Origin of the sequence: Candidatus Ornithobacterium hominis (genome assembly GCF_951229915.1) — a bacterium.
Taxonomy (GTDB): domain Bacteria; phylum Bacteroidota; class Bacteroidia; order Flavobacteriales; family Weeksellaceae; genus Ornithobacterium; species Ornithobacterium hominis.
This window is the reverse complement of sequence record NZ_OX579588.1, coordinates 910624-937194: the sequence shown is the minus strand read 5'-3', so window position 1 is coordinate 937194 and position 26571 is coordinate 910624. Positions and strand designations below refer to the sequence as shown.

Here is a 26571-nt window from a genome sequence, read left to right as displayed (position 1 = left end):
TACAAAAGATGAATTAGATGATTATAATGCTGCTATTTAAGTTTTGACCAAAACTATATTAAAAAAACATTTAAAACAGATTTTAGAACAAATTATAAATTGCAAAAATTAGTCAACGAATTCATTAAATACCCAAAAACATGAAAGTAACAGAACATATTCAAAATGCAAAAGAGAAAACACTTTTTTCTTTTGAAATTCTCCCGCCTAAAAAGGGTGAAAATGTAGATTCTGTATTGAAAAACATTGAACCTCTTTTGCAATACAATCCATCTTTTATTGATGTAACTTACCACAGAGAAGAATTGGTTTACAACGAGTTCCCAGATGGGAGGATAACCAAACATTCTATCAACAGAAGACCAGGAACACTAGGGACGAGCAGTATTATTCAGCATAAATTTGGCGTAGATACTATTCCGCATATTTTGTGTGGTGGATTTTCTAAATCAGATACAGAAAACATGTTAATTGATTTAAATTTCATTGGAATACAGAATGTTATGGCACTTCGTGGAGATGCCTCACCGCACGAAACTTATTTTTCTGCTCATCCCAACGGTAATCGCTTTGCAAATGAATTAGTGAAGCAAATTGTGAATTTAAATAATGGCAAATACATTGACGGGCACACCACTAGCAACAAAACGAATTTCCAAATTGGTGTGGCAGGCTATCCCGAAAAGCATATGGAAGCTCCTAATTTACAGAATGATATGAAATATCTGAAACAAAAAATTGATGCTGGAGCAGAATACATTGTCACGCAAATGTTTTTTGATAATCAAGCATATTTTGATTTTGTAGAAAAATGCCGTGCAGCAGAGATCCATGTGCCGATAATCCCTGGCCTGAAGCCGATTAGCACACACAGGCATTTAAATATAATTCCGCATAGATTTCATATTGATTTGCCTCAAAATCTAATTGATGATATTGAAAATGCCAAAACCACCAAAGAAATTAAAGCGATTGGTATTCAGCACTGTATCCAACAATGTGAGGAATTATTAGACTTTGGCGTCCCAGCATTACATTTCTATTCTATGGGCAAAGCTAAAAATGTGGAAGAAGTAGTAAAAGAATTTTTTTAAGCCTTAAAAAATTTTTCAGAAAATTAGACTTTAGCCAGTAAAATGGCTAAGCCAAATAGCTTCATTAGATTTCTTTTTCAAAAAGTTGGTTAAAATCATCGATAGTTACATGAATTTCTGTAATTTCATCTTCGCATATAGAAGTAAGTGTTTATTGTAATTAACTGTTATTCAAATACTAATATAAATATCTTACTCCTTTTTTACAACTTTTTCTTATCCATTATTCACGTTAATTTTACGTACTTTTTGTTTTATGCCCCTTAAAAAGCTTAAAAATTAAATCAATAAAAAAAAATCCACTAATAGAACAATTATTATCTACTAGTGGGGTAAAAAAGGGTGGCAGATGGGTTTCGAACCCACGACCTCCGGAACCACAATCCGGCGCTCTAACCAGCTGAGCTACAGCCACCATGAAAATCAGGATGCAAATATACTAAATCTTCTTTTATTCACAAAAAATATCTGCAAATTTAAATTTAGTGTAAAAAATCTAACGGAGAACTCACTCCCAAAGCTGCTTGGGTTTGGAAGCCTTCGCCTGCTTCTTTCCAAATTAAACGCCCTAAGTCTTCTGCCCGAGAACGAATTAAATTCAAGAAATTTTGAGCTGAAATTGCTGTCTCTGGTTCTTGACTTTCAGGGTTATAAAATTGTGATTTATAGGCTAAACAGGCTTCTATTTTTTGATCCAAATGCCCTGAAATATCTACGATGAAGTCTGGTTGAAAATTTTGCCATTGCATGTAATGGAAAATATGCTTTGGCCGCCATACTTCTTGTCCCGTGTCTATACTCTTCAAACCTGAGAGAAAACAAGCATCATGCACTAATTTAGCAGCTTTCCCGTGGTCTATATGGCGATCTTCTAATGCTGAAGCTAGTACAATTTCTGGGCGATATTTTCTGATGATTTGAATAACTTTTAATTGATTTTCTTCATTATTTTCAAAAAAACCATCTCGCATTTCTAGATTTTCTCTTACCTCGGCGTTTAGTAGCTCTGCAGCTTTTTCGGCTTCTTGCAATCGAATTTCAGGCGTTCCGCGCGTGCCTAACTCTCCTCGCGTCAAATCAAAAATACCTGTTTTTTTCCCTAGGGTAGCTAATTTTAGCAACGTGCCGCCACAGCCCAATTCAACATCATCTGGGTGTGGTCCAGTCGCTAATACATCTAATTTCATATTATTTTTTAAGGCTTTATAAATTTTATGACTTTATCCAACTTTGAATTTCCTCATCCATTGGATTTGTCTTTGAGTAATAAACTTCTGCCAAGCTTCCGTCTGGATTGATTAAATATTTTTGGAAATTCCATTTGACTTCCGAATCCATTTTTCCATTTTTGTTTTTTTGAGTCAGAAATTGGTACAATGGATGTTGCTCCTCTCCTATTACCGATATTTTGCTCATCATCGGAAAAGTTACTTTGAATTGTTGTGTACAAAATTGTTTAATCTTCTGATTATCACCAGGTTCTTGCTCGCCAAAATCATTCGCTGGGAACCCAATAACCGTGAAATTTTGATTTTTATACGCTTCATACAATTTTTGTAAATCTTCGTATTGTGATGTAAATCCACATTCAGAAGCGGTATTTACTACCAAAATTTTTTTTCCTTTCAATTGCTTTAAATCAAAATCATTTCCATCAATATCCTTTACAGTAAAATCAAAAAAACTTAGTTTTTCTTTGGGCTCTGTTTCTTGTATTTCTGCTATCTCTGGGGTGCTTTGATTTGATTGTTTTTTCTCACAAGAAAATAAAATTATACAACTAACAATTGTTATTAAATGCTTCTTCATAATTATTTTTTTTTAAGGCTTAAAAATTTTTAAATATTTTTTTATAAAATTTCAATTTTAACTCCGTTTTTTTCTTCATTTAATTGAATCGTAACGTGATCTTTTTCTTTAACTTTACCGCTAATTATTTCCTCTGCCAATGGGTCTTCAATGTATTTTTGGATGGCTCTTTTCAGCGGTCTAGCTCCGTAATCTTTATCAAAACCTTTTTCAGCAATAAAGTTCTTTGCCTCATCAGTCAACTCTACTTGATAACCTAAGTCCCCTAAGCGGGAATATAGTTTTTTCAATTCAATATCAATGATTTTTAAAATATCTTCTTTTTCTAAAGCGTTAAAAATAATGACATCATCAATTCGGTTGAGGAATTCGGGAGCAAAACTTTTTTTCAATGCATTCTGTATTGTACTTTTTGCGCGTTCATCAACACTTTCCATTCGTGCAGCTGTTCCAAAGCCTACCCCATCGCCAAATTCCTTGAGTTGCCGAGTTCCGATATTGGATGTTAAAATAATCACGGTGTTTCTGAAATCAATTTTTCGTCCAATACTATCGGTCACGTGTCCATCGTCCAAAATTTGTAATAAAATATTGAACACATCGGGATGTGCTTTTTCAATTTCATCAAGCAACAAGACAGAATACGGCTTTCGCCTCACCGCCTCGGTCAATTGCCCGCCTTCTTCATAGCCCACGTAGCCTGGAGGCGCTCCTACTAAACGAGAAACTGCAAATTTCTCCATGTATTCGCTCATGTCTACCCGAATCAAGCTGTCTTCTGAATCAAATAATTCCTTAGCTAAAACCTTGGCTAACTGCGTTTTACCAACGCCTGTTGTTCCTAAGAAAATGAATGATCCAATGGGGCGATTGGGGTCCTTCAGCCCAGCACGGTTTCGCTGAATAGCTTTTACAACTTTTTCTACAGCTTCGTTTTGGCCAATTAATTTTGATTGAATCACATTAGTCATTTCTGCCAGTTTCTTCATTTCTCCTTCTGCCACACGTTGCACTGGGATTCCGCTCATCATCGATACCACTTCTGCCACGTTGTCTTCATCTACGGTTTCACGATTTTCTTCGGCTTCGTCTTTCCAGCGGTTTTGTGCTTTTTTGAGTTCTGATTCAGCCTCTTTTTCGTTATCTCGTAGACGAGCGGCTTCTTCGTATTTTTGAGATTTTACAGCAATTTCTTTTTCTTCACGAGCTTTATTTAATTTTTCTTCTAAATCCAAAATCTCTTGGGGGACTTTGATGTTTTTAATATGCACGCGAGAACCTGCTTCATCTAGCGCATCAATGGCTTTGTCTGGCAAATAACGGTCTGTGATATATCGTGAAGTCAAACTCACACAAGCTTCTAGCGCTTTGTCTGTATAAATTACATTGTGATGATCTTCGTAGCGGTCTTTGATTTGCTTTAAAATCTGAATGGTCTCTTCTGAGCTGGTTGGTTCCACTATTACTTTTTGGAAACGACGTTCTAAAGCACCATCTTTCTCGATGTACTGGCGGTATTCGTCTAAAGTTGTAGCACCAATACACTGAATTTCGCCTCGTGCTAAAGCGGGTTTAAACATATTCGATGCATCCAACGACCCTGTCGCTCCACCTGCCCCTACAATGGTGTGCAGCTCATCGATAAACAATATAATATCATCATTCTTCTCCAATTCAGTCATAATGGCTTTCATTCGCTCCTCAAACTGTCCTCGGTATTTTGTTCCAGCTACGAGACTGGCTAAATCTAGCGTAATCACACGTTTATCGTATAAAACACGTGAAACTTTGCGCTGAATAATCCTCAACGCCAAGCCTTCTGCTATGGCAGATTTGCCCACGCCAGGTTCGCCAATCAATAGCGGATTGTTCTTTTTTCTACGACTTAAAATTTGTGAGACACGCTCAATTTCTTTTTCTCTCCCTATCACAGGGTCTAATTTCCCTTCCGATGCTAAACTAGTCAAATCACGTCCAAAGTTATCTAATACTGGCGTTCTTGATTTTTGTGTAGTCGCAGAAGATTTAGCTCCTCCCCCGCCCAATGGCCGCCCTGAAGTTTTGCTATCATCCTCTTCATCTTCTGGGTAAGAAGCACTTGCCTGAGGCGTCGCTCCTTGCTCAAATTGGAAATAAAATTCCTCTTTCACCGTTTCATAATCTATCCCAAACTTATCCATCAACTTAGTCACAGGATCTGTTTCATTCCTAAGAATGCAAAGTAGCAGATGCGCTGTATCTACCGCTGGGCTGTGGTGTAATTTAGCTTCTAAAAACGTAGTTTTCAGTGCACGTTCAGCTTGTTTAGTTAGTTGTAAATTTTGGTGAGTATCGTAATTTTGTTCCTCTTTCGGAGATAAATTTTCTATTTTGTTTTTAACTTGATTTAAATCTACATTTAGTGAGGTCAGCAACTTAATGGCTTTGCCAGCGCCTTCCCTCAAAATCCCGAGTAGTAAATGTTCTGTCCCAATGGTGGAATGCCCTAGGCGAATGGCTTCCTCTTTGCTATAGGAAATAACATCTTTTACTCGCTGTGAAAAATTATCGTTCATTTTATGATTTCTCTATTTTATATATTACATCCAAATGCACTTTCTGTGCCGTTTTATTAAATGAGCAATTTTATTTGAAATTTAATAATTTATTTGAAATAATTTTCCAAATTTGCCAAATTAACACTTCCATAAACTTATAAGATGTCATTTTGGCATAAAAAAAATAAATTTATGTTTCTATACCGTTTAAAGAAATATTATAAATTTGAATATTGGCCGTTTTACATTCTGTATTTACCTTTTACCCCTTTGTATTTATATTTCAGTCTAAAAAACAGAAGTTTACTCTATTTCACAGCAGCTAATCCTGGAATCCACTACGGAGGTTTGTTTAATTATTCCAAATCAGCTATCAATCAAAAAGTTCCTTTTCCCTTTCAGCTCAAAGAGATTCAAAGTTTAGCTACTGCTGAATTTCCTATCATAGCTAAGCCAGACCAAGGTGAAAGGGGTAAAAATGTGCACGTTGTTCAGAAAAAAGAAGATTTGGATAAAATCCAATTTCAAGGGGAAATTTTTTACCAAGAATATGATAATTCTCCTCTAGAGTTTGGTGTTTTTTACTCTAAAATACCTAAAAAAAGGGGGGGAATCATTTCCATTACAGCCAAGCGTTTTTTGACTTTCTATGGGGACGGGAGAACAAGTCTAGAGCAATTCATTTACAAAGATGAGAAAGCTTTTTTATCTCGGCATCGCTTACTCCGAAAATACAAAAATCAGCTGAATTTAATTCTGCAACCTGACGAAAAATTAGTGATAGAAGAAGTAGGAAATCACAATCGTGGAACTACTTTTCTGGATGGGAATAATTATTTTTCTAAAGCCTTAGAAAAAAATATTGATTTTGTAGCGCAACAGATTCCAGGCTTTTATTATGGGCGGTTTGATGTCAAAACAAGTTCTGTTAAAGCTTTCAAAAAAGGAGTGTTTAAAGTCATTGAAATCAATGGGGTGAATTCTGAACCTACGCATATTTATGACCCTAGTTATTCAATTTCTCAAGCCTTTAGAGAAATTTACAAGCATTTAAAACTTCAAGAAAAAATTGCTCATTCTCATCTTAAAGATGGTTTTAAAACGCCTAATTTTTGGACTTTTGTAAGGGATTTATATTTTCATTTATTAAGAAAATAATAATTTTTTTTAAGGCTTAAAAAATTTCATCATTACTGAATATTTGTCTTGCTCTCCTCTTTTTGGAATAAATTATGATTTCAGCCAATAATGAAGCAATCATCCATTCGTCGTGAAGCTTACCTAGTGCCTTTAGCATTAGTCGTGCTAATGATTATCATTCAACTTATTAAGCCCACGGGCTGTTTTGGTATTATTCCTCGCTATGTACAGGGATTGAGAGGGATTTTGCTTGCTCCGCTGTTCCATAGTGGTTGGAAGCATCTCTTCAGTAATGCCTTTCCTATCCTCACGCTAGGGTTTATGATTTTTTCATTTTATCGGCAAGTAGCATATTTACTCATCATATTCGGTTGGTTGCTGACGGGAACTTTGGTATGGTTTTTTGCAGACTTAGGGCTTTTGCCTTCAGATACTGGCATCGGTTGCCATATTGGTGCCAGTGGATTAGTCTATGTTTTGGCTAGTTTCGTTTTTTCCAGTGGAATATTTCGGCGCTCATTACCTTTGATTGCCGTTTCATTAATTGTTGTTTTTTTGTATGGGAGCATGCTTTGGGGGATCTTCCCAGAAGAAGTAATTCGCTACTCAGCAGAACAAGCAAATATCTCGTGGGAGAGTCATGCTGCTGGTGCACTTGTGGGGACTTCATTTGCATTGATTTGGAAGAACATTGGCCCGCAGAAAGAGCGCTGGGCGTGGCAAGAAAAAAATTATAATCCGCAAAAAGATGAAGAGCTTTGGCAACGCTATTTGGAATCTGAAAATGAGGAGAATAAGATAAAAAGCACAGAATAGGGAATAAAGAAAATCTGATTTTATTTTTCGCTATAAAATTGATTAATATGCTATAAATTCTGCAAAAGAAAATAACTTCAAATATTTCATTTATTGGTTTTTAATTTAAGCTATTTGATAGATTCACTTCGATTATTCAATTATTTTTAACCGACAAAATTTCATGGAAATCATTTTTTTAACTGACATTTTGTCGTATTACTAGGATGGTAAGTTTTTTGTTTTATTCAAAGAAAAATTAAAGAAATGGATATCAATAAATTTACAATAAAAGCGCAGGAACTGGTGCAAAAAGCACAGCAATTAGCGCAACAAAACGGCAACCAAGCCATCGAAGTCGGGCATTTGCTTAAAGCTATGCTAGAGAGCGAGCAACAAATAGCTCAGTTTATTTTAAAAAAACAAGGCGTTAACTTAGATTATCTAAAAAGAGAAATTGATAAACTTTTAACGACTTATCCCAAAGTAAGCGGTGGGAATCTTCATCTCTCACAGCGTCTAAACCAAGTCCTAAACGATGCCTCAATAGAAGCTCAAAAAATGAATGATGAGTTCGTGAGTGTAGAGCATCTTATTCTTGCATTGTCTAATTCTAAGGATAAAGCTGCAGAGTTAATAAAATCACAAGATGTTAGCTATAAAAATACCCAAGAAGTCATCAAAGATTTAAGAAAAGGTGATCGCGTGACTTCACAATCGGCAGAAGACACTTACAATGCGCTGACTAAGTACGCAAAAAATTTAAACGAACTCGTCAATTCTGGGAAATTAGACCCCGTAATTGGCCGAGATGAAGAAATTCGAAGAGTTTTACAAATATTATCCCGTCGCACCAAAAACAATCCAATTTTGATCGGAGAACCTGGCGTGGGGAAAACGGCTATTGCCGAAGGTTTAGCTCACCGAATCGTGAACGGTGACGTACCCGAAAATTTGAAGGATAAAAAACTTTATTCACTCGACATGGGAAGTCTAATCGCTGGAGCAAAATACAAAGGCGAGTTTGAGGAACGACTGAAATCGGTAGTGAAAGAAGTTACAAATTCTGATGGGCAAATTATTCTCTTTATCGATGAGATTCATACCTTAGTCGGTGCTGGCGCTTCTGAAGGAGCAATGGATGCCGCTAATATTCTAAAACCTGCCTTGGCTCGGGGTGAATTACGCTCAATAGGGGCTACAACTTTGAATGAGTATCAGAAATATTTTGAAAAAGATAAAGCTTTAGAGCGTCGTTTCCAAAAAGTAATGGTAGAAGAACCTAATGAGGAAGATGCGATTTCTATTTTGCGAGGAATCAAAGAAAAATACGAAGTTCACCACAAAATCAGAATTAAAGATGAAGCCATCATAGCTGCTGTAGAACTTTCTGAACGCTACATTACCGATCGTTTCTTGCCAGATAAAGCAATTGATTTAATCGACGAAGCTTCTTCTAAACTCCGAATGGAAATGAATTCTAAACCAGAAGAATTGGACGTTTTAGACCGAAAAATCATGCAACTCGAAATCGAAATTGAAGCAATAAAGAGAGAAAATGATGAAAGAAAACTAAGTCTACTACGCGAAGAATTAGCAGAATTAAATGAAAAACGAGCCAACCTCAGCGCTACTTGGCAATCTGAAAAAGATTTGGCTGAAAACATTCAAGAAGCTAGAAAAAAAATCGATGAACTAAAGATTGAAGCAGAACGTGCAGAGCGACAGGGTGACTATGGCCGTGTAGCCGAAATCCGCTACGGGAAAATCAAAGAAGAGGAAGAAAATTTAAAAGCCTTAGAAAATAATTTAGCCGAGCAAGGTACCAAATTAATCAAAGAAGAAGTTAACCGTGAAGACATTGCAGAAGTTGTTGCTCGGTGGACAGGAATTCCAGTAACAAAAATGATGCAGTCTGAACGAGACAAATTATTGCATTTGGAACAAGAATTACACAAAAGAGTCATTGGACAAGATGAAGCAATTTCAGCCGTTTCTGATGCCATTCGTAGAAACAGAGCTGGCTTGAGCGATGAGCGAAAACCCATTGGTTCGTTCTTGTTCTTAGGTTCGACTGGTGTCGGCAAAACAGAATTAGCAAAAGCTTTAGCCTCATATTTATTTGATAATGAGGATAGTATGACTCGAATCGACATGAGTGAATACCAAGAGCGACACGCCGTTTCTCGTTTGGTTGGTGCGCCTCCAGGCTACGTTGGCTATGACGAAGGTGGGCAGTTGACCGAGGCGGTACGCCGCAGACCTTATTCCGTCGTGTTATTAGACGAAATCGAGAAAGCGCACCCCGATGCTTTCAACATCTTATTGCAAGTCTTGGATGACGGAAGATTGACCGACAACAAAGGGCGTACAGTCAATTTCAAAAATACCATCATCATCATGACAAGCAATATTGGGTCACACGTTATTCAAGAGAATTTTTCAGATTTAGAGAGTAAAGATGAAAATTCAGTTTTGGAAAGCACTAAGAATGACGTATTTGGTTTATTAAAACAAAGCTTTAAACCTGAATTTCTAAACCGAATTGACGAAACAATTTTATTTAAGCCTTTAAAAAAAGAAGAAATTCGAGAAATTGTAGAACTTCAATTACGAAGCTTGAGCCGATTATTGGCCAAACGTGAAATCACTTTAGATACAACACAAGAAGCAATTGATTACTTAGCAAAGATTGGCTACGACCCTCAATTTGGTGCTAGACCCATAAAAAGAGCAATTCAGCAAGAAGTTTTAAACAATTTATCTAAAGAAATTCTTACTGGTAAAATTCATGATAATAGTGTCATTTTGATTGATTACTTTGAAGATAGCGGATTGGTTTTCCGCACCCAAGAGTAAATACTTTAACTGCTAGGCAGCCTCTCACGGACTGTCTTAACTAAAAAGTTATTTCTGAATTTTTTTTGAGTCCTCCAAAGCTTAGGAAAATTTTCGGAAATAACTTTCTCAATGATTAAAAATACTTTAATTAAATTTACACACTTTTTGGGATAGTGTCTGTTTTTCCTATCAGCGCAAAATCTCGCATTTTGCTAATGCAACATTAGGTGCAGTTTTTTTATTAAATTAGGTCATTTATATCATCTTGAAACACAAATTTCCTATGATATTCTAAATATTCTTCTCTATTTTCGGGGTATATTCTTAAATTATTTTTTGCATTTGGATTAATGTTTAATCTTTCCCATGTATAAGCTGATAATAATGTACCACAAACTAAGTCTCCATTATCTTTGAATGTTATATATCCTTGATCAAATAATTTGTCATAAGTTGGAGTTAATGCTAAACCATTTAAATAATCAATAGCTTGGTCTTCTCTTCCTTCTTTTATACATACACGATAAGGTTTTATATGACTTGCTATAAGCAACTTTTCATCTGTTATTTTAGTAAATGGACATTGAGGCATATGTTCAATAACTTGTTTTCTATAAAGCATTGCACCTTGCCTACTTATTGACCTTACGTTTTCTCGTTTTTCTTTTTCAATAATTTCGATTTCAGATGTAGTGCCGATTAATTTTGGATGAACAATTGACCTAAATTGATAGTCAAGCAATATTCTGAAATAGAAAAGTGGTTTTTGATTTTCTTTGTTACCAATAACTGGCAATAATTTCAAAATAGATAAATAGCTAATTTTGGGCAAAACAATTTTACGCCAAATGTCCCAAATTTCATCGTCTGAACGAATGTAACCACGACTTAATTTGTTGTCTGTAAAATCTGAAACATCGTAAATACTGAAAAAGATTTTTTCTTGCTCTATTGATGTGATACTTTCTAAATTTGATGCATATAACTCTGAAATATCAAAATTATAGACTTGTTCTTGTTTTTGATATTCAATTCTTGCATCATATATATATTTTAGCAAGTTGGACTTACTAAAAAAACAGTTATTTTCTTGTATTGGAGTATAAACTCTTGTGCCATTTTCGATTCCTTTTCCCCAATCATTATATTCAAAAAAATCACTAAGTCTATCACCACTTGAACCAATATAGCTTCCTACATATTTACGTGATTCCCCATTTCCTTTGAACATTTGAAGTTTATTTTTTCTATAAATAAAACTATCTTCTGCTCTAAGATTTTGAATTGAATCAATTATAAGGTAATCTTTTCCTTCAATATGTATCTTTTGAAAGTTTTCCATAATTATTGTTTACTAACGTGTTTGGTTATATCCATTTGCTTTAATATTGCTATTAAAACATCAACAACAATACTATTACCTGCTTGCCGATATAATTGGGTGTCACTTACAACTTGTTTAAAGTCATCTCTAAATCCCATAAGTCGTAAACATTCTTTAGGTGTTAGTTTTCTTATTCTACCTTTATTGTGAGTAACATAATTATCCACTCCAGCACGATGCATTTTGTGCATTGACTGCAACAGTGGTCTTGCGACTTCAAGGTCTGTTTTTATTGATGTTTTAAAGTTCTTTGTACCTTTATTTAAAACATAATCTCTTACTTTATCAGATAAATAATATTTCTCTTCAACATCATTTACGTCAAAAATAAACTCGTTAAATTCGGCTTTTTCTTTTGGTTCGAAAACGAAATCACCATGCCAATTAAATTGTTGATTTGCTTTTTGACATAAAGCAATATCACCATTTATTTGAGTATATCGTTTTTGTTTATTAAAAGAACTTGTAACGAATTTTATACCTTTTTCTTTAAGATAATATTTACTATCAATGTAATCTTCAAGAAAGTCTTGCATTTTGTATTCTAATGGAATACTTTCAGGAAATGTAAAATCTGTTTTTTTATTCTTAAATCCAATTACAAAAATCCTTTCTCTATGTTGTGGAATACCATAATCTTTTGAATTCATAACTTGATAAAAATATTTATAACCAAGCTCATCAAAAGTTGCTTTGATTGTTTCGAAAGTATTTCCGCTGTCGTGATTAATTAAACCTTTTACATTTTCGAAAATGAATACATTTGGTTGAGATTCTTTTACAACTCTTGCAAATTCATAGAAAAGCGTACCTCTAGTATCTTCAAAACCTCGTCTTTTCCCAACCATAGAAAATGATTGACAAGGACTACCACCGACAAGTAAATCAATTTTGTTTTTAAATTTTTTACCATCCAATTCTTTTACATCTTCAAACCAATTATCTTCTGATATTTCATAATTTGCAAAATAACTTTGCTTTACATGTTTATCAATATCACAAGCAAATTGAATTTCTGTTTTTAAATTCAATCTTTTAAATGCATATTCAATTGCACCAATTCCAGAAAAAAGTGTACCTAATCTAATTGTACAATTTGGATTAGAAAAATCTTTTTCTCTCCAATCTTTATCGAATTTTAAAGTTTGTTGTGCAATTTGTTCTTGAACTAAATTAACAACATCATTTAATTCAGGATAGCTTTTCAATTCTGATAAAACTGTATTCTGATAATGAATTTTTGAAAGTTTCTCTTTTTCAATTTGTAAACATTCAGCTAAACCATCAATTAATGCAGGGTTTAATTTTCTTTCGTTTTTTTCAATTTTTGAAAGTGTAGAAGTGTCAATATTTACGTGTGATGCAACTTTTCTTAAAGGCAATCCTAATTCACTTCGTCTTTCTCTTAAATATGTTCCTATAGATTGCTCCATGATTTTTGAATATTTTGTCCAAAAATATGGAATTTATTTTTTTTATTTACTAAATTCAAACTTTAACATATTCTAATGATATTTTTGAAAATCAATTAGAAAAACAGCCGCGCTAAGGAGCAACTAGTTAATTTTAAGACTAGAATTAAACATAAAAAAGTTTATTGAATTTTGTTTTAATTAACTTTTCATTAATCTTTTTTTATAACCAGGTATATAAATAGTTTTTACCAACTATTTTTTGACCATTAAATTCAAACTTTTCACATATCGTAAACGGTGAGAGTAACTTTTACTATCGGTATTGAAGATTCCGTTGGAATCAATCGGGTCGATACGAACTTTGCCATGGGCGTGCAAAATTTTTCCTGGCTCTGTAATTAAACCTACATGTATAATTTGCCCTTCTTCATTGTCAAAAAAAGCTAAATTACCAGGTTGAGCTTCTTCAATGAAACACAGCACTTCACCAAATTCTGCTTGTTGGCTGGCATTACGAGGTAATTTAATGTTTTTAAATTTAAAAATTTCCTGTATTAGCCCAGAGCAATCGATACCAAAATTTGACTTCCCCCCCCAAAGGTATGGAACATTGAGGTAAGTTTTACCAATTTCTACTATATCTATATCAGGGTGTGCTTCTGCTTTTTCACCGAGATATTCGAAAGATAATTCTGGGATATTTCCCCAAATTGAAGCGCCCAGTGGTAGCGTTAACGGGCCGTTGGGCGTCAAGGCTAAGTTAAATAATTCAGTCGTGTAAGCTAAATTTTTGCTGAAAAAAGAATTTTCACTGATTTCTGTAATTTGCTTGGGGTCTACAAAACCTTCATATCCATCAAAATCCACTTTGATTCTCCACCACTTTTTAGATTTCTCAAGTATTTCCAGCTTTTCTCCAAACAGAAGTTGCGTTACCATCTCTGCTCTATCGCTGGATTCTGCACGCACGGGTGCTACACTGACATTACAAATTCCAAATATCATTTTTTTCTAATCAAACTTAAACCATCTCTTATTGGCAACATCACGACTTCTACCCGATGATCATTTTTTACCTTTTCATTAAATTCATGCAAAACAGCCATGATTTTATCCTTTTCTGCTACTGAATTCAAGACTTTGCCTTTCCACAAAACATTATCGGCCAAAATGATACCGCCGCTACTCATTTTAGGAATCAATAATTCAAAATAATCGAGGTATTGTTTTTTATTAGCATCAAGAAATACTAAATCAAAATTTAAATTAGTTGACTCAATAAATGCTTGGGCATCTTGAAAGATAACTTCTATCTGATTTTTTTTTAAGCCTTTAGAAATATTTTCAAAAATTAAATCCTTTAAATCTAAATTTCTTTCGAGTGTATAGATTTTGCCGTCTTCAGGCAGTCCTTCTGCTAGGCATTGCGTAGCGTAAGCTGTGTATGTGCCTAATTCTAAAATGACTCGAGGCTGAAGCATTTGGCTTAGCATGCTGAGAATTCGACCTTGGTAAGCCCCAGAAATCATCTTTGCTTGTGGCATCTCTGCTTCTGCCGCATGACGTTGATTTCTCAGAAAATCAGGTTCGTTGCTACTGTGTTGCTCTACATAGCGGCTTAAATCTGGCGGTAGAACGTCGTCTGCTTTTATCATAAAAACAAATTTAGTATTTTCATCAAAATAAATAAAATCAGTTGCTTATTTGGTTAAATGATTTAAATGTGGTTTAAATACAATTTAAAAATAACAGAGATTGTAGCGATTCCCCACAAAGAGGATTTACCTGATGGAATCGAAAGAAAAAAGCGACGTGCCTGAGCAAACTTTTTGACTGATAGTGTGCCTCAAACGCTTTGTGAAATAAGGCTAAAAAAACTTTAATTTTTCATCACAGATGTTGTTTTTTCTTGATAAATTTTGTCTCGTTTAGCTGTAAATTTCACTACCCACAGGCTAAATTCATACAACAGTAGTAGCGGGATACTGGCGACAAACATACTCATCAAATCTGCTGGGGTGATAGCGGCGGCTAAAGTCATGATGACGACAACAGCATGTTTGCGGTATTTAATCATAAATTCTGGTGTAATTAAGCCTATTTTTGCCAAAAAATACACGATGATCGGGAGTAAAAACACCAAGCCCATAGCTAAAAGTGTTTGCACAAATGTATTGATATAACTAATTAATTTCCAATTATTTTCTACTCCAAAAGGTTGAAAGAAATACATAAAATGAACTGAGAGTGGCATAATTAAAAAATAAGCGAACGCTACACCTGTAAGAAAAAACAAGATGGTGAATAGCATGATGAAATTGGAGTACTTCAATTCTTTCATTGTAAGCCCTGGCTTGAGGAATTGAAATAATTCATAGACGACATAAGGCAATGAAAGCACTAAACCTCCTACCAAAATTACCCCAACAATGGCTGTAAATTGTCCGCCAAACTCTAAATTGGTTAATTTTTCTTGAACATCAAATTCAGATTGAAATATATCACCTGCCCCGATCAGCTGCCCCAAGGCATTAAAAGCCCTGTAGGTAATGAAATCAGAGGAAAGTGGTGCCATAATCAAACGTTGAAAAAAGGGCCAAAAAACTCCCATAATAACTCCTCCGATAACGATACCAACCAAGGATTTTAAAATATGTTTTCGCAATTCCCCCACATGATCTAGAAACGCCATTTCATTAGGGTCTTTTTTATTTTTATTTTTCTGCATGAATTCCTTCTTGGGTTAGTCGGTGAAAATCTATTACACCATTGTATTCTCCATTTTTATCTAGCACCAAAAGTTGACCGATAGCATATTTATTAATTAATTCTAAAGCTCTTTTGGCTAAAGAATTTCCAGAAATAGTCTTAGGATTTTGGGTTGCGATATCCTTCGCTCTCAGGTGCTCAAATGAATCATGTTTCTCTAGCATTCTTCTCAAGTCACCATCGGTAATCACGCCTATAATTTCATTGTTTTTCAATACAGCAGTGATGCCATACCGACCTGAAGTTAAGGATTGAATAACTTCTTTTATCGTACTATCCCACTGCACATTAGGTTTTTGATTCTTTTCCATCAAATCTTCCACCGTGTACAGCAAATTTTTGCCCAATGAACCCCCGGGGTGGTATTGGCTAAAGTCTACTTCTGTGAATTGTTTTAACTTTTTTACTGCCATTGCTAATGCATCACAAATCACCAATTGTGCTGTGGTGCTGGAAGTCGGTGCTAAATTTAGCGGCCCTGCTTCTTTGGTAATTGGCGTGCATAAAACTAAATCAGCATTTTGGCCGAGGAATGAATTTTCATCAGCCGTTATGGCAATACTTTTTGCCGATAAATTCTTCAGATACGGGAAAACATTTTTAATTTCTTTGGTATTTCCAGATTTTGATAGAATAATTACAACATCTTTTTTGTCTAAAAGTCCTAAATCGCCATGAATCGCTTCTGCTGCGTGCAAAAACTGGGCTCGTGTGCCAGTGCTATTGAGCGTTGCTACCATTTTTTGACCAATCGGCATATTTTTTCCTATACCGACCAAGACGACTTTTCCCGAAGTCTGGCAGATAGCGGATACAGCTGCTGCAAAAGAGACGGTGATATTGTTTTCTAAATTTTCGATTTCAGCTTTCTCCCGCCGAATAATTTCTTGACCAAATGCAATAATTTCTTTTGAATTCAAAGGTTTTTTTATTTTAATAATAATTTTTTTCTTACTTTTAAACTAACAAAAATAACAAGTCTTTCTGAATTTACATTATGACAATTAAAACCAACCTTCAGGCAGAGCTAAAAAAATATTTTGGTTTTGATCAATTTAAGAATCTTCAAGAGAATATTATTCAAAATCTACTGGATGGGAATGATGTTTTTGTTTTGATGCCTACTGGCGGTGGTAAATCTTTGTGTTACCAGCTTCCTGCGTTGATACAAGATGGCTGTGCTATTATCATCTCACCGCTAATTGCATTGATGAAAAATCAAGTAGATGCCATCAGAGGAATTTCTGAAAACGACGCGGTAGCACATGTTTTAAATTCTTCTTTGACTAAAACTGAAATCAAAAAAGTTCTATCAGATATAGAAAATGGTGCGACAAAACTTCTCTATGTTGCCCCAGAATCTCTGACCAAAGAGGAATACACAGAATTTTTTAAGGGTGTAAAAATTTCATTTTTTGCAATTGATGAAGCTCATTGCATCTCTGAGTGGGGGCATGACTTCAGACCAGAATACCGAAACCTGAAATCCATCATCGAAAAGATTGGTGATTTCCCCATCATTGCCCTCACGGCCACAGCTACGCCCAAAGTGCAAGAGGATATACAGAAAACCCTAGGTATGACTGATGCTGTTTTGTTTAAAGCTTCATTCAATCGACCTAACCTTTTTTACGAAGTTCGGCCAAAAGTGGATGTAGATAAGCAAATTATAAAATTCATCCACGAGAGGAAAGGGAAATCAGGTATAGTATATTGCCTCAGTCGCAAAAAAGTGGAAGAATTTGCTCAGACTTTACAACTGAACGGAATCAATGCAATTCCTTACCACGCGGGTTTGGATTCTAAAACACGCGCAGAACATCAAGATAAGTTTTTGATGGAAGAAGTTGATGTAGTGGTAGCTACAATTGCCTTTGGAATGGGGATAGATAAACCTGATGTTCGTTTTGTTATTCACTACGATTTCCCTAAAAGTTTAGAGGGCTACTATCAAGAGACGGGACGAGCTGGGCGAGATGGAGGTGAAGGCTATTGCCTAGCTTTTTATGACTATAAAGATATAGAGAAATTAGAAAAATTCCTGTCTGGCAAACCAGTTTCTGAAAGAGAAGTCGGTATGCAGTTGCTCAACGAAGTGGTGGCTTATGCCGAAACTGCAATGTCTCGTAGAAAGTATTTGCTTCATTATTTTGGTGAAGATTTTGATGAAATTCATGGTGAAGGGGCTGATATGGATGACAATATGCGTTCGCCCAAAAAGTTAACCGAGGCAAAAGATGAATTACTACAAATCTTAAAAGTCATCAAAGAAACCAATTCTAAACTGAAATTAAAAGATTTAATAAAAGTCATGCTGGGGCAAGAAAACATCATCACAAAATCTTATGGATTGCAAGATGCTGAATTCTTTGGCTCAGGGAGAGACTATTCAGAATTTTTTTGGAAAGCTTTGCTCAGGCAAGCTCTGATTTCTGGATATCTCGAGAAAGAAATTGAAACTTACGGCATCATCAGTCTCACACAAAAGGGAAAAAGCTTCATTCAAAAACCAGTTTCTTTTAAAATTATAGAAGACCATGATTATGAGAATCTTTTGAATGTATCATTTGATGGAGATAAGAAAAATTCAGCTATTTTAGACGAAAATTTATATAAAGATTTGCTCCAATTGAGAAAAAAAATTGCAAAAAAACACGGAATCCCTCCTTTTGCCGTTTTCCAAGAATCAAGCTTGGAGGATATGGCCTTGCAATACCCCACCTCTATTGAAGATTTGACTAAAGTCTATGGCGTAGGTGAGGGAAAAGCTAAAAAATTTGGTGAAGATTTCGTAGCTTATATTGCTAAATATGTAGAAGAAAATGAAATCGAAACTCCAGATGATTTTATCGTAAAACAAATTGCAAATAAAAGCACCAATAAGGTCTACATCATCCAAAGTACCGACCGAAAAATGGATTTTGAAGACATTGCCAACGCAAAAGGCATGAGTATGGATGAACTTCTATCTGAAATGGAGAGCATCGTTTACCAAGGTACAAAAATTAATATCAGCTACTATATTAATGAAATGATTGATGAAGATTTGCAAGAAGAAGTCATGGATTTCCTGATGAAAGACGCTGAAGATGACAGTATGAAAACCTTGCTAGAGGAATTTGGCGATGAATTAGAAGATGAAGAATTAAGACTGATGCGCATTAAATTCATCAGTGAAGTAGCAAATTAAAAAAAAATGAAATTGGAATCTATTTTACTCTTAATTCTCATTGGATTAGCAGGCGGATTCGTAGGTGGATTAGCAGGCGTAGGCGGTGGAATTGCCATTGTGCCCATGTTAGTATTTTTCTTTGGCATGACGCAACACGAAGCTCAAGGAACCAGCATTGGAACCTTGATCTTCCCCGTAGCGGCAATGGCAGCATTTAACTATTATAAAGGTGGTTACATTAACTTTAAGTATGTCGCATTTATTGCTGTTTCTTTTATAATTGGCGGCTATTTGGGTTCTAAATTAGCCATTTCTTTAGATCAAAAATTGCTGAAAAGAATTTTCGCAACCATTTTAGTGCTCGGTGCTGTCAAAATGTACTTTGATTCCTTTAAATAATTTTATTTTTTTTTAAGCCTTAAAAAATTTTTTTCACCAAAACCAATCTTCTCAAAAATTTCATAAAGCCAGCATCGGCACCAAAAATCAACATCATTATATCATGAAGTTTTACCAACTAATAAAGGCAGAAATAGCTTAACAGGTTGGTTTTTATACAATAGAAATCAGTTGATTAATCTTTAATTTTTCGATTAAGATACGTATTATAATCCGCTTGCATCGCTTGGTATTCTTCTTTCATATAGGGAGATTTCAAGATAAAATCAGCCGTTGCTGGGCAACAAGCCATAGGAACATTCCATACCACGCCTAGACGTAGAAGCGCCTTTACATCACTATCGTGCGGCTGAGCTTCCATCGGATCCCAGAAAAATATAATCACATCTATCTCTCCAGTTGCAATCATGGCTCCTAGCTGCTGGTCTCCACCGAGTGGCCCACTCATTACCTTTTGCACACCTACCCCCAGCTTTTCTTCAATCTTTTTACCAGTCGTTTGAGTTGCAATGAGATGGTGCTTTTTCAGCTCCTCCTCATGCTCTTGAATCCACGCTATCAAGTCATCTTTTTTATGGTCGTGCGCCACCAATGCAATATTTTTTTTAATAGGGATATTCCGATAATTCATCACAAAAATTTTTTGATTTCATTCATGATTGTTTCCTCAGGCAAAACTCCACTTTGTCGCCATTTTTGCACTCCATTTTTGAAAATCATCAAAGTTGGAACACTTTGCACATGATATTTATCAGCTAATTTTTTATTTTTATCAATATCGATTTTGATGATGGAAACCTCATCGCCCATCTTCTCTTTAATATTTTCTAAAATAGGCTTTAGCATTTGGCACGGAGCACACCACACCGCAAAAAAATCAATTAAAACTGGTTTATCTTGAGAAATAATTTCTGAAAATTTAGACATCATTTATTTTTAATTACTCCATAGCCTGCAACAAATAAACCATTTTTTACTCTTGAAGAATATTTTTTTAAAAGTTTTATGTAAATTTCACTTTGAATTCTGAATCAATAAAATTGTAATACGGTGAAATTGTAATTCCTTATCTATATAGTAAATTATCATTTAAATTAGCCTTGCCAACCGCACTCATTCGGTATTTAAACCAAAACGTGCTGCTAAACTGAGTACAAATAAGGGAAATAAACGCGAAATCCTGCGGATGCTAATAAACCAATGCCTAGGCAAAAGGAAATAAATAGTGTTAGCAAATCTATAGAATTGTATTTTTAGGTAATTTTGACAACTTTTATGCCGAATATGATGGACTTAGCCTGGCTTATCAGCTTTATTTTATTTTTTCTTCTAATATTGAGTTTGTTTTTTCTTTTTCAGCTGAAAAAAGAGCAGAGAAAACAGAAAAAATTATTTAAGGCTTTAGAAATTAATGAAGAATTATGGAAAGAAAAATTCCGAGAAACTAAAGAAGAAAATATTGCTTTAGTCGCTACTCAAAAAATGATGAAAAAGGAAATTGAAACGATTCATCAACGCCAAATTTATTTGGAAGAAGAATTGGTTTTGAAACAAAATTCTAATCAAACTTTAAGTTTAGAAAATCAAAAATTAGTTTCTGAAAATCAGTATTTAAGTGATAAATATGAGGCTGATAAAATTCAACTTCAAGCTTTGGAAAAAAAATTTCAAGAAGCCTTTGAAAATTTATCTCAGAATATTTTAGAAAAGAAAAGTGAAAAATACTTGAAGCAAAATGAATATCAAATTTCAGAAATTTTAAAGCCTCTGAAAACGAAGATTTTAGACTTTGAAAATCGACTACAAGAGCAATATCGCTACCAAACTGAACGAAATGCTAGCCTTGACCAGCAACTGAAACAGTTGCATGAACTAAACCAAAACATCACGCAAGAGACCAAAAATTTGACGCAAGCCCTGAAAGGAGAATCAAAAACTCAAGGAATTTGGGGCGAAATGCTGCTAGAAAGTATTTTGGAAAAATCAGGATTGCGCAAGGGGCTTGAGTTCACAGTGCAAGAGAGTTTCTCGGTAAATCATGAGCGCTTGATTCCTGATGTGGTGCTGCATTTGCCCCAGAATAAAAAAATCATTGTAGATGCAAAAGTTTCTCTCTCGGCGTATGAGAAATTAGTCGACCCGCAAACACAAGACACCTCATTTTATCTTCAGAAACATCTCCAATCTGTCAAAAATCATGTGAATCTTTTATCATCCAAAAATTATCATCAGATTCCACAGCTTCGTGCACAGAATTATGTTTTAATGTTTGTACCGCTAGATGCTGCCTTGATTTCTGCACAAAATGCAGATGCTAATTTGTTCAGTTTTGCTTATGACAAAAAGATTATTTTGGTCAGCCCCTCCTCTTTTCATTCCGTTTTGGCTAGCATTTCAAGTCTTTGGCAAAATGAAAAACAAAATCAAAATGCGGCTAAAATTGCCAAAGAAGCTGGCCGCTTGCACGATAAATTTATTGCACTCACTGAAACGATGCAAAAATTGGGCAGCCAAATGTATTCGGCACAAAATACCTATGATGGTGCTATGAAAAAATTGACTGGGCGCCAAAATTTAATCAAAAATATTCACCGTTTAGAACAATTAGGTGCTAAAACGTCTAAAAAAATAAGTTATTTTGAGGAGGAATAATTTTTTTTTTAAGCCTTAAAAAATTTTAACAAAAAAAATGACCGATTTTTTCGGTCATTTTCTTTTTAAGTTAAAAAAAATTAAGCTTTACTTCAGTGGTTGGATAATGTATGAATACTCATACTCACTCATTTTGGTTCTAGCATTTTCATGTGGCCAGCGTCCCCAGCTATTAATTCCGCCCAACCCCATTTGGAATAAATCGACACGTAAGTGATTAATTTTATCAGGCTTTAAAAATTCTGAATGTTCTTGTTCTTTTACGTTTTTAGGATAAAGTTGCTCCCAAGAGTAAGGCAAAACACTCATATCTAAAACCTGTGTGGTCGCACTGATTTTTATGCCACGTCCTTGCTTGTCTTTCACTTCCATATAGCGTACATCGGTGTGATTTCCACTCTCTTGTGGGCGTGCATACGGATGGTACTGCTCTTCTACTGTTGATTCATAGACGCCAAGCATTGATGAGTTTTTTCGGTCGATGTAGCTTTCCCAAGGTCCATCTCCAAACCATTTCAATTGAGTTAATTTTTTGGAAATTTCAATATCATTCCCGAGCCTCAGTAAGTATTTCTCTTCAGTATTGATGGGCTTGAAATGGTTTTTTACTTCAATTCCTCCTTGTTTTGGAAATTTGTAAATCATCGTATTTTGGGAATTGCCATTGAGTAAGTTTTGGGTAATGACAATACTATTTTGTGTAAAATCAATCCCAGCTACTTGAATGTTTAAATTCTTGTATTGGTCAAACCGTTTTCCAAATCCTGCTCCTAAATCATTGTCGGTCAACGGGCGGAATAATGAAATTTGTGGCCCTTTTAACAATAATTCTTGCTTCCCGATTTTCAAATTTTCTATTCTACCATTGTTTTTAGCTATTTTGAAACTTAAATCTCCTGCTGAAATTTGATAATAATCTGATGTTTCAGATTTTTTATAGCTTAAATAATCTGATATTAATTTTGGTTGATATTTGGTGATTTCAAAATCTTGATGAGCCAGTAAGGTTCCTTTTTTCAATAATTGCTCATCTTCATCAAGTATTGCTTTGATTGTGACTACGGTTTCTTTTTCATTAGAAAATTTCCAATCTTCGGGTAAATCGATGTAAGCCGTTTGCTGAGCACCTACATTTAAATTTTTAACATTTTTCTGAGCCTTTAATTTTCCATTTTCTAGCCAAGTGATTTCATAGTTAAAATTTTCTAAAGGCTTAAAGAAATAATCATTAAATACCTCAATCTGATGTTTTTTTGCATTGAATTTAAATCTTGCATTTTGGTGAATATGTCGTACTTCATACGCATGCGGATTGTATCTTCTGTCGGACATTACAACACCGTTCATCAAGAAATTATTATCGCTTGGTGTGTTTTCATCGCCCAAATCACCGCCGTAAGCCGTATAGCGAATTCCATCTTTTTCTACATAAATTCCTTGGTCTGCAAAATCCCAAATGAACCCTCCTTGTAATTTAGGGTAGCGACGAATCGTTTCCCAATAATCTTTGAAAACTCCTAGGCTATTGCCCATTGCGTGTGCGTATTCAGTCAAAATCAATGGTTTATCGTAATTACTGTTAGAATATTTTTTCATATCTTCAATGGTAATATACATTGGCACAAATAAATCGGTGTTGTATTCATGCTCTGCTCGCTCATACTGAACTGGGCGTGTTTGATCTAAAGCTCTAGCAATGTCATAAGCTTTGTAAAAGTTCCAACCATTGCCTGCTTCGTTCCCCATACTCCAGATAATTACTGATGGGTGATTTTTATCTCTTTCTATCATTCGGCTAACGCGCGTTATGTGTGCATTCTCCCATGCTGGGTCGTTAGCAATAGTTCTTTCTGGTGCATAATGCATCCCATGAGATTCTATATTGGCTTCATCTACAACATAGAAACCATATTCATCTGCCAAATCATAAAACATTGGAGTCTGTGGATAATGTGAAGTTCTGATTGCATTAATATTTAATTCTTTCATCACGCGCATATCTCGAATGATTTGCTCACGAGTTACTACGTGATGTGTATCTGGCTCTGTTTCATGGCGATTTACACCTTTTATCCAAATTCTTTTACCATTCACCAATAAATTTCCTTCTGAAATTTTCACATTTCTAAATCCAACTTTGAATGGGATTGCTTCCACTATATCTCCTTTTTCATTTTTTAGGCTTATTGCGAGTTGGTATAAATAAGGTGTTTCGGCAGTCCAAGCTTTTACGTTCGGGATTTTTTGATTAAATCGGACTACAGTTTTTCCCTTCACTCGAGCTAAACCTTTTGTTTTTTGTGTTGATTGATAGATAACGACTCCTTTTGGGGTTTTTAGCTCTACATTGATGGTGTAATTTTCTTTTGATTCATTGCTATTATTTGTGAGAGAAGTGGTAATTTGAAGTTTCCCATCTTTATAATTATTAACTAAATCGCTTACTATTTTCACATCATCAAAGTTAACTTCTGGCCTTGCATAGAGGTAAACATCTCTCTCTATTCCGCTGATGCGCCAAAAATCTTGTGCTTCTAAATAGCTGCCAGCACTCCATCTTCTTACTTCTAAGGCTATTAAATTTTTACCTTTTTGCAGATAAGGTGTTAAATCATATTCTGACTCCAATTTACTATCGTTACCAAAGCCAGCGAACTCTCCGTTTACATACAATTTAAATGCTGATTTTACAGCTCCAAGATGTAAATAAACTTTTTTACCATCCCAATCTTGTGGTAAATCAAAGCTTTTTCTGTAAAGACCTACAGGTTGATTTATATCAGACGGAATTTTAGGTGGCTGAGGATTTTTCATCGCAAACGGATAATAAGGGTTTACGTAAATTGGCGTTCCGTAACCGCTAAACTCCCAGTTGGCAGGAACTGAGAAATTAGCCCAATCATTATCAGGAAATTTTACTTTATAAAAATCTTTATAAGCCTTTTTATAGTCTTCAAAATAAGCGAATTTCCATATCCCATTCAAGTCGAGATAATTTTCCGCTTTTTGTTTTTTATCCGCTTTTAAATCTGCTAAATTGTTATAAACAAAAAAACTGGAATGCATAGGCAAGCGATTGACGTCTTGCAGTTCTGGGTTCTCAAAAAAGCGATCAGGTTCGTGTGAATAGTCTTGCGCAAACACACCGATTCCTACTAATAGAAATAGTAAAAATATCTTAGTCTTTAAAGTTAAATGTTTCATTTTCTGTTCTTATGTTGTCTAGTAGTTTTGTCATTTCCTTTGTTTTATCAGGAAATTTTTCGGTTAAATTTATTTTTTCTGCGGGGTCTTCAGCAATATTATATAATTCAATTTTGCCAAATCTTTCTTTGTTTACATTCAATCGAATAGCTTTCCAATCACCTTTGAGTACGGCTTGTTTCCCGCCGAATTCATGAAATTCCCAATAAAGATATTCATGTGGTTTTTGTGGTTTCCCGAGAAGGGTATTCTTGAGACTGATGCCGTCTATTGTATCATCATTAGCCAAGGTTCCTCCTGCTAGCTCAATAAAGGTTGGGTATAAATCCCAAAAAGCTCCTGTGAAATCATTGGTTGTATGGGCTTGAATTTTCCCTGGCCACCGAACAATAAATGGTTCTTTGATGCCACCTGTGTATAAATCTCTTTTAATTCCTCGATAAATCGAACTACTCTCAAAAAAATGGACATCTTCCATTCTTCTTCCACCTTCCACATGCGTTCCGTTGTCACTAGAGAAAATAATGATGGTGTTTTCATCTATCCCTTTAGATTGAATAGCGTCTAGAATATAACCCGTGTAAGCATCTATACTTTCTACCAAGCCAGCATAAGCAGCTCGGGGGTATTTTTGTGCTCCATAATGTGCTTTTGAGTGTGCTTTTTCGTCAGGGTATTTGCTTGTGCCATCTAGTTTTAGCTGATTGAGCATAAAACGTTTTGGCAATTTGAGCTCTGCGTGTGGAATCGTCAATGATACAAATAAGAAAAAGGGGATTTCTGTTGAATTTTTAATAAAACTAATGGCTCTATTCACAAAATAATCATTTGCATATTGCCCATTTAAAGCTAATTTTTCCAAACTTTTATTCTGAAAAATATCAATAGAATCTGGCTGCTGAAAATGAGCATCTACATGATGTAGAAACCCTGCAAATTCATCAATTCCTTTCTGATTAGGCGTACTATCACTTCCCTTTAATCCCAAGCCCCATTTTCCGAAAAAACCAGTGTGATAGCCTAATTTTTTTAAGCCTTGAGTGAAAATTTGCTTTTCTGCATCTAATGGGTGCTCTCCATTTCCTCTAATTTTGGTATGCCCAGTGTGCTGCCCTGTGAATAAACTTGCCCTAGAAGGTGCACAAACCGTAGAACCTGCATAGAAGTTAACGAATGTCATTCCCTCATTAGCTAACTGATTGATATTTGGTGTTTTAATATACTTTTGCCCATAAGGCTCAATATCACCAATCCCTAAATCATCTGCCAAAATGAAAACAATATTGGGTTGTTTTTTCTGTGCCCACGCATAGATGCACATGAAAGATAAAGAAAAATTAAAGAATAACCTCCTCATTAT

The 26571-nt window shown here is 35.0% G+C and carries 20 protein-coding genes and 1 tRNA gene; 7 read left to right on the top strand and 14 right to left on the bottom strand.

Translation table 11 applies throughout. The annotated features are described in order from the left end of the window. Positions 1-140: 140 nt before the first annotated feature. Positions 141-1094 carry a methylenetetrahydrofolate reductase [NAD(P)H] gene (gene metF, locus QOX03_RS04360; protein WP_283671668.1) on the top strand — a complete coding sequence of 318 codons (954 nt, stop codon included), beginning with the start codon at positions 141-143 and terminating at the stop codon, positions 1092-1094. A gap of 341 nt (positions 1095-1435) precedes the next feature. On the opposite strand, the gene QOX03_RS04355 is transcribed toward metF, so the two are convergent. From QOX03_RS04355 to QOX03_RS04340, 4 genes are all read right to left on the bottom strand, one after another. Next, positions 1436-1509: transfer RNA gene (locus QOX03_RS04355), tRNA-His, on the bottom strand. A gap of 67 nt (positions 1510-1576) precedes the next feature. After that, entirely contained in the window at positions 1577-2281 is a 705-nt protein-coding gene (bshB1, locus tag QOX03_RS04350) for a bacillithiol biosynthesis deacetylase BshB1 (protein WP_283671667.1), read from the bottom strand. Positions 2282-2306: 25 nt separating this feature from the next. Next, positions 2307-2903 carry a glutathione peroxidase gene (locus tag QOX03_RS04345; RefSeq protein ID WP_283671666.1) on the bottom strand — a complete coding sequence of 199 codons (597 nt, stop codon included), beginning with the start codon at positions 2901-2903 and terminating at the stop codon, positions 2307-2309. A gap of 41 nt (positions 2904-2944) precedes the next feature. Then, a complete protein-coding gene (locus QOX03_RS04340) occupies positions 2945-5458 on the bottom strand; it encodes an ATP-dependent Clp protease ATP-binding subunit (RefSeq protein WP_283671665.1) in 2514 nt (837 codons plus the stop codon). A gap of 174 nt (positions 5459-5632) precedes the next feature. Between QOX03_RS04340 and QOX03_RS04335 the strand changes: the two genes are divergently transcribed. The 3 genes from QOX03_RS04335 to clpB all read left to right on the top strand — a co-directional run bounded on the left by QOX03_RS04335 (position 5633) and on the right by clpB (position 10234). Further along, positions 5633-6598 carry an ATP-grasp domain-containing protein gene (locus tag QOX03_RS04335; RefSeq protein WP_283671664.1) on the top strand — a complete coding sequence of 322 codons (966 nt, stop codon included), beginning with the start codon at positions 5633-5635 and terminating at the stop codon, positions 6596-6598. Between the two features lie 90 nt (positions 6599-6688). Further along, complete coding sequence (locus QOX03_RS04330; protein ID WP_283671663.1) at positions 6689-7396, top strand: rhomboid family intramembrane serine protease; 708 nt, start codon at positions 6689-6691, stop codon at positions 7394-7396. A gap of 246 nt (positions 7397-7642) precedes the next feature. Further along, entirely contained in the window at positions 7643-10234 is a 2592-nt protein-coding gene (gene clpB / locus QOX03_RS04325; RefSeq protein ID WP_283671662.1) for an ATP-dependent chaperone ClpB, read from the top strand. Between the two features lie 223 nt (positions 10235-10457). Here the strand turns inward: clpB and QOX03_RS04320 are convergent, their stop codons facing one another. The 6 genes from QOX03_RS04320 to QOX03_RS04295 form a co-directional block, all read right to left on the bottom strand. Beyond that, positions 10458-11558 (bottom strand): HNH endonuclease, encoded by a 1101-nt coding sequence (locus QOX03_RS04320; RefSeq protein WP_283671661.1) that lies wholly within the window; start codon positions 11556-11558, stop codon positions 10458-10460. A 2-nt stretch (positions 11559-11560) separates the two neighbouring features. Beyond that, complete coding sequence (locus QOX03_RS04315) at positions 11561-13033, bottom strand: DNA cytosine methyltransferase (RefSeq protein ID WP_283671660.1); 1473 nt, start codon at positions 13031-13033, stop codon at positions 11561-11563. Between the two features lie 234 nt (positions 13034-13267). Next, positions 13268-14020: a C40 family peptidase gene (locus tag QOX03_RS04310; RefSeq protein ID WP_283671659.1), complete on the bottom strand. Its 753-nt coding sequence runs from the start codon at positions 14018-14020 to the stop codon at positions 13268-13270. Further along, positions 14017-14670 (bottom strand): O-methyltransferase, encoded by a 654-nt coding sequence (locus tag QOX03_RS04305; RefSeq protein WP_283671658.1) that lies wholly within the window; start codon positions 14668-14670, stop codon positions 14017-14019. The genes QOX03_RS04310 and QOX03_RS04305 overlap by 4 nt, the downstream gene beginning before the upstream one ends. 224 nt (positions 14671-14894) lie before the next feature. After that, positions 14895-15743, bottom strand: a complete 849-nt coding sequence (tatC, locus tag QOX03_RS04300) for a twin-arginine translocase subunit TatC (protein WP_283671657.1) — start codon at positions 15741-15743, stop codon at positions 14895-14897. After that, positions 15730-16704 (bottom strand): KpsF/GutQ family sugar-phosphate isomerase, encoded by a 975-nt coding sequence (locus QOX03_RS04295; protein ID WP_119059432.1) that lies wholly within the window; start codon positions 16702-16704, stop codon positions 15730-15732. The genes tatC and QOX03_RS04295 overlap by 14 nt, the downstream gene beginning before the upstream one ends. Positions 16705-16781: 77 nt before the next feature. Between QOX03_RS04295 and QOX03_RS04290 the strand changes: the two genes are divergently transcribed. Both QOX03_RS04290 and QOX03_RS04285 read left to right on the top strand, forming a co-directional pair. Further along, positions 16782-18974: a RecQ family ATP-dependent DNA helicase gene (locus tag QOX03_RS04290; protein WP_283671656.1), complete on the top strand. Its 2193-nt coding sequence runs from the start codon at positions 16782-16784 to the stop codon at positions 18972-18974. 6 nt (positions 18975-18980) lie between these two features. After that, a complete protein-coding gene (locus tag QOX03_RS04285) occupies positions 18981-19355 on the top strand; it encodes a sulfite exporter TauE/SafE family protein (protein WP_283671655.1) in 375 nt (124 codons plus the stop codon). 175 nt (positions 19356-19530) lie between these two features. Here QOX03_RS04285 and QOX03_RS04280 read toward each other — a convergent pair whose 3' ends face one another. Then, on the bottom strand, positions 19531-19986 hold the full coding sequence (locus QOX03_RS04280; protein ID WP_283671654.1) for a methylglyoxal synthase: 456 nt from the start codon (positions 19984-19986) through the stop codon (positions 19531-19533). Continuing rightward, positions 19986-20285: a thioredoxin gene (gene trxA / locus QOX03_RS04275; protein WP_119058119.1), complete on the bottom strand. Its 300-nt coding sequence runs from the start codon at positions 20283-20285 to the stop codon at positions 19986-19988. Before trxA ends, QOX03_RS04280 begins: the two co-directional genes overlap by 1 nt. 354 nt (positions 20286-20639) lie before the next feature. On the opposite strand from trxA, the gene QOX03_RS04270 reads away from it, so the two are divergent. Next, positions 20640-22007 carry a DNA recombination protein RmuC gene (locus QOX03_RS04270; RefSeq protein ID WP_165846432.1) on the top strand — a complete coding sequence of 456 codons (1368 nt, stop codon included), beginning with the start codon at positions 20640-20642 and terminating at the stop codon, positions 22005-22007. Positions 22008-22094: 87 nt separating this feature from the next. Here the strand turns inward: QOX03_RS04270 and QOX03_RS04265 are convergent, their stop codons facing one another. After that, positions 22095-25211, bottom strand: coding sequence for a glycoside hydrolase family 2 TIM barrel-domain containing protein (locus QOX03_RS04265; protein ID WP_283671653.1), 3117 nt, complete (start codon positions 25209-25211; stop codon positions 22095-22097). Then, entirely contained in the window at positions 25186-26568 is a 1383-nt protein-coding gene (locus QOX03_RS04260) for an arylsulfatase (RefSeq protein ID WP_283671652.1), read from the bottom strand. The genes QOX03_RS04265 and QOX03_RS04260 overlap by 26 nt, the downstream gene beginning before the upstream one ends. Positions 26569-26571: the final 3 nt, after the last annotated feature.

Excerpts from the sequence above, each read along its gene's own strand:
- metF (WP_283671668.1), top strand. The coding sequence starts at position 141 with ATGAAAGTAACAGAACATATTCAAAATGCAAAAGAGAAAACACTTTTT.
- bshB1 (WP_283671667.1), bottom strand. The coding sequence starts at position 2,281 with ATGAAATTAGATGTATTAGCGACTGGACCACACCCAGATGATGTTGAA.
- QOX03_RS04345 (WP_283671666.1), bottom strand. The coding sequence starts at position 2,903 with ATGAAGAAGCATTTAATAACAATTGTTAGTTGTATAATTTTATTTTCT.
- QOX03_RS04340 (WP_283671665.1), bottom strand. The coding sequence starts at position 5,458 with ATGAACGATAATTTTTCACAGCGAGTAAAAGATGTTATTTCCTATAGC.
- QOX03_RS04335 (WP_283671664.1), top strand. The coding sequence starts at position 5,633 with ATGTTTCTATACCGTTTAAAGAAATATTATAAATTTGAATATTGGCCG.
- QOX03_RS04330 (WP_283671663.1), top strand. The coding sequence starts at position 6,689 with ATGAAGCAATCATCCATTCGTCGTGAAGCTTACCTAGTGCCTTTAGCA.
- clpB (WP_283671662.1), top strand. The coding sequence starts at position 7,643 with ATGGATATCAATAAATTTACAATAAAAGCGCAGGAACTGGTGCAAAAA.
- QOX03_RS04320 (WP_283671661.1), bottom strand. The coding sequence starts at position 11,558 with ATGGAAAACTTTCAAAAGATACATATTGAAGGAAAAGATTACCTTATA.
- QOX03_RS04315 (WP_283671660.1), bottom strand. The coding sequence starts at position 13,033 with ATGGAGCAATCTATAGGAACATATTTAAGAGAAAGACGAAGTGAATTA.
- QOX03_RS04310 (WP_283671659.1), bottom strand. The coding sequence starts at position 14,020 with ATGATATTTGGAATTTGTAATGTCAGTGTAGCACCCGTGCGTGCAGAA.
- QOX03_RS04305 (WP_283671658.1), bottom strand. The coding sequence starts at position 14,670 with ATGATAAAAGCAGACGACGTTCTACCGCCAGATTTAAGCCGCTATGTA.
- tatC (WP_283671657.1), bottom strand. The coding sequence starts at position 15,743 with ATGCAGAAAAATAAAAATAAAAAAGACCCTAATGAAATGGCGTTTCTA.
- QOX03_RS04290 (WP_283671656.1), top strand. The coding sequence starts at position 16,782 with ATGACAATTAAAACCAACCTTCAGGCAGAGCTAAAAAAATATTTTGGT.
- QOX03_RS04285 (WP_283671655.1), top strand. The coding sequence starts at position 18,981 with ATGAAATTGGAATCTATTTTACTCTTAATTCTCATTGGATTAGCAGGC.
- QOX03_RS04280 (WP_283671654.1), bottom strand. The coding sequence starts at position 19,986 with ATGAATTATCGGAATATCCCTATTAAAAAAAATATTGCATTGGTGGCG.
- trxA (WP_119058119.1), bottom strand. The coding sequence starts at position 20,285 with ATGATGTCTAAATTTTCAGAAATTATTTCTCAAGATAAACCAGTTTTA.
- QOX03_RS04270 (WP_165846432.1), top strand. The coding sequence starts at position 20,640 with ATGATGGACTTAGCCTGGCTTATCAGCTTTATTTTATTTTTTCTTCTA.
- QOX03_RS04265 (WP_283671653.1), bottom strand. The coding sequence starts at position 25,211 with ATGAAACATTTAACTTTAAAGACTAAGATATTTTTACTATTTCTATTA.
- QOX03_RS04260 (WP_283671652.1), bottom strand. The coding sequence starts at position 26,568 with ATGAGGAGGTTATTCTTTAATTTTTCTTTATCTTTCATGTGCATCTAT.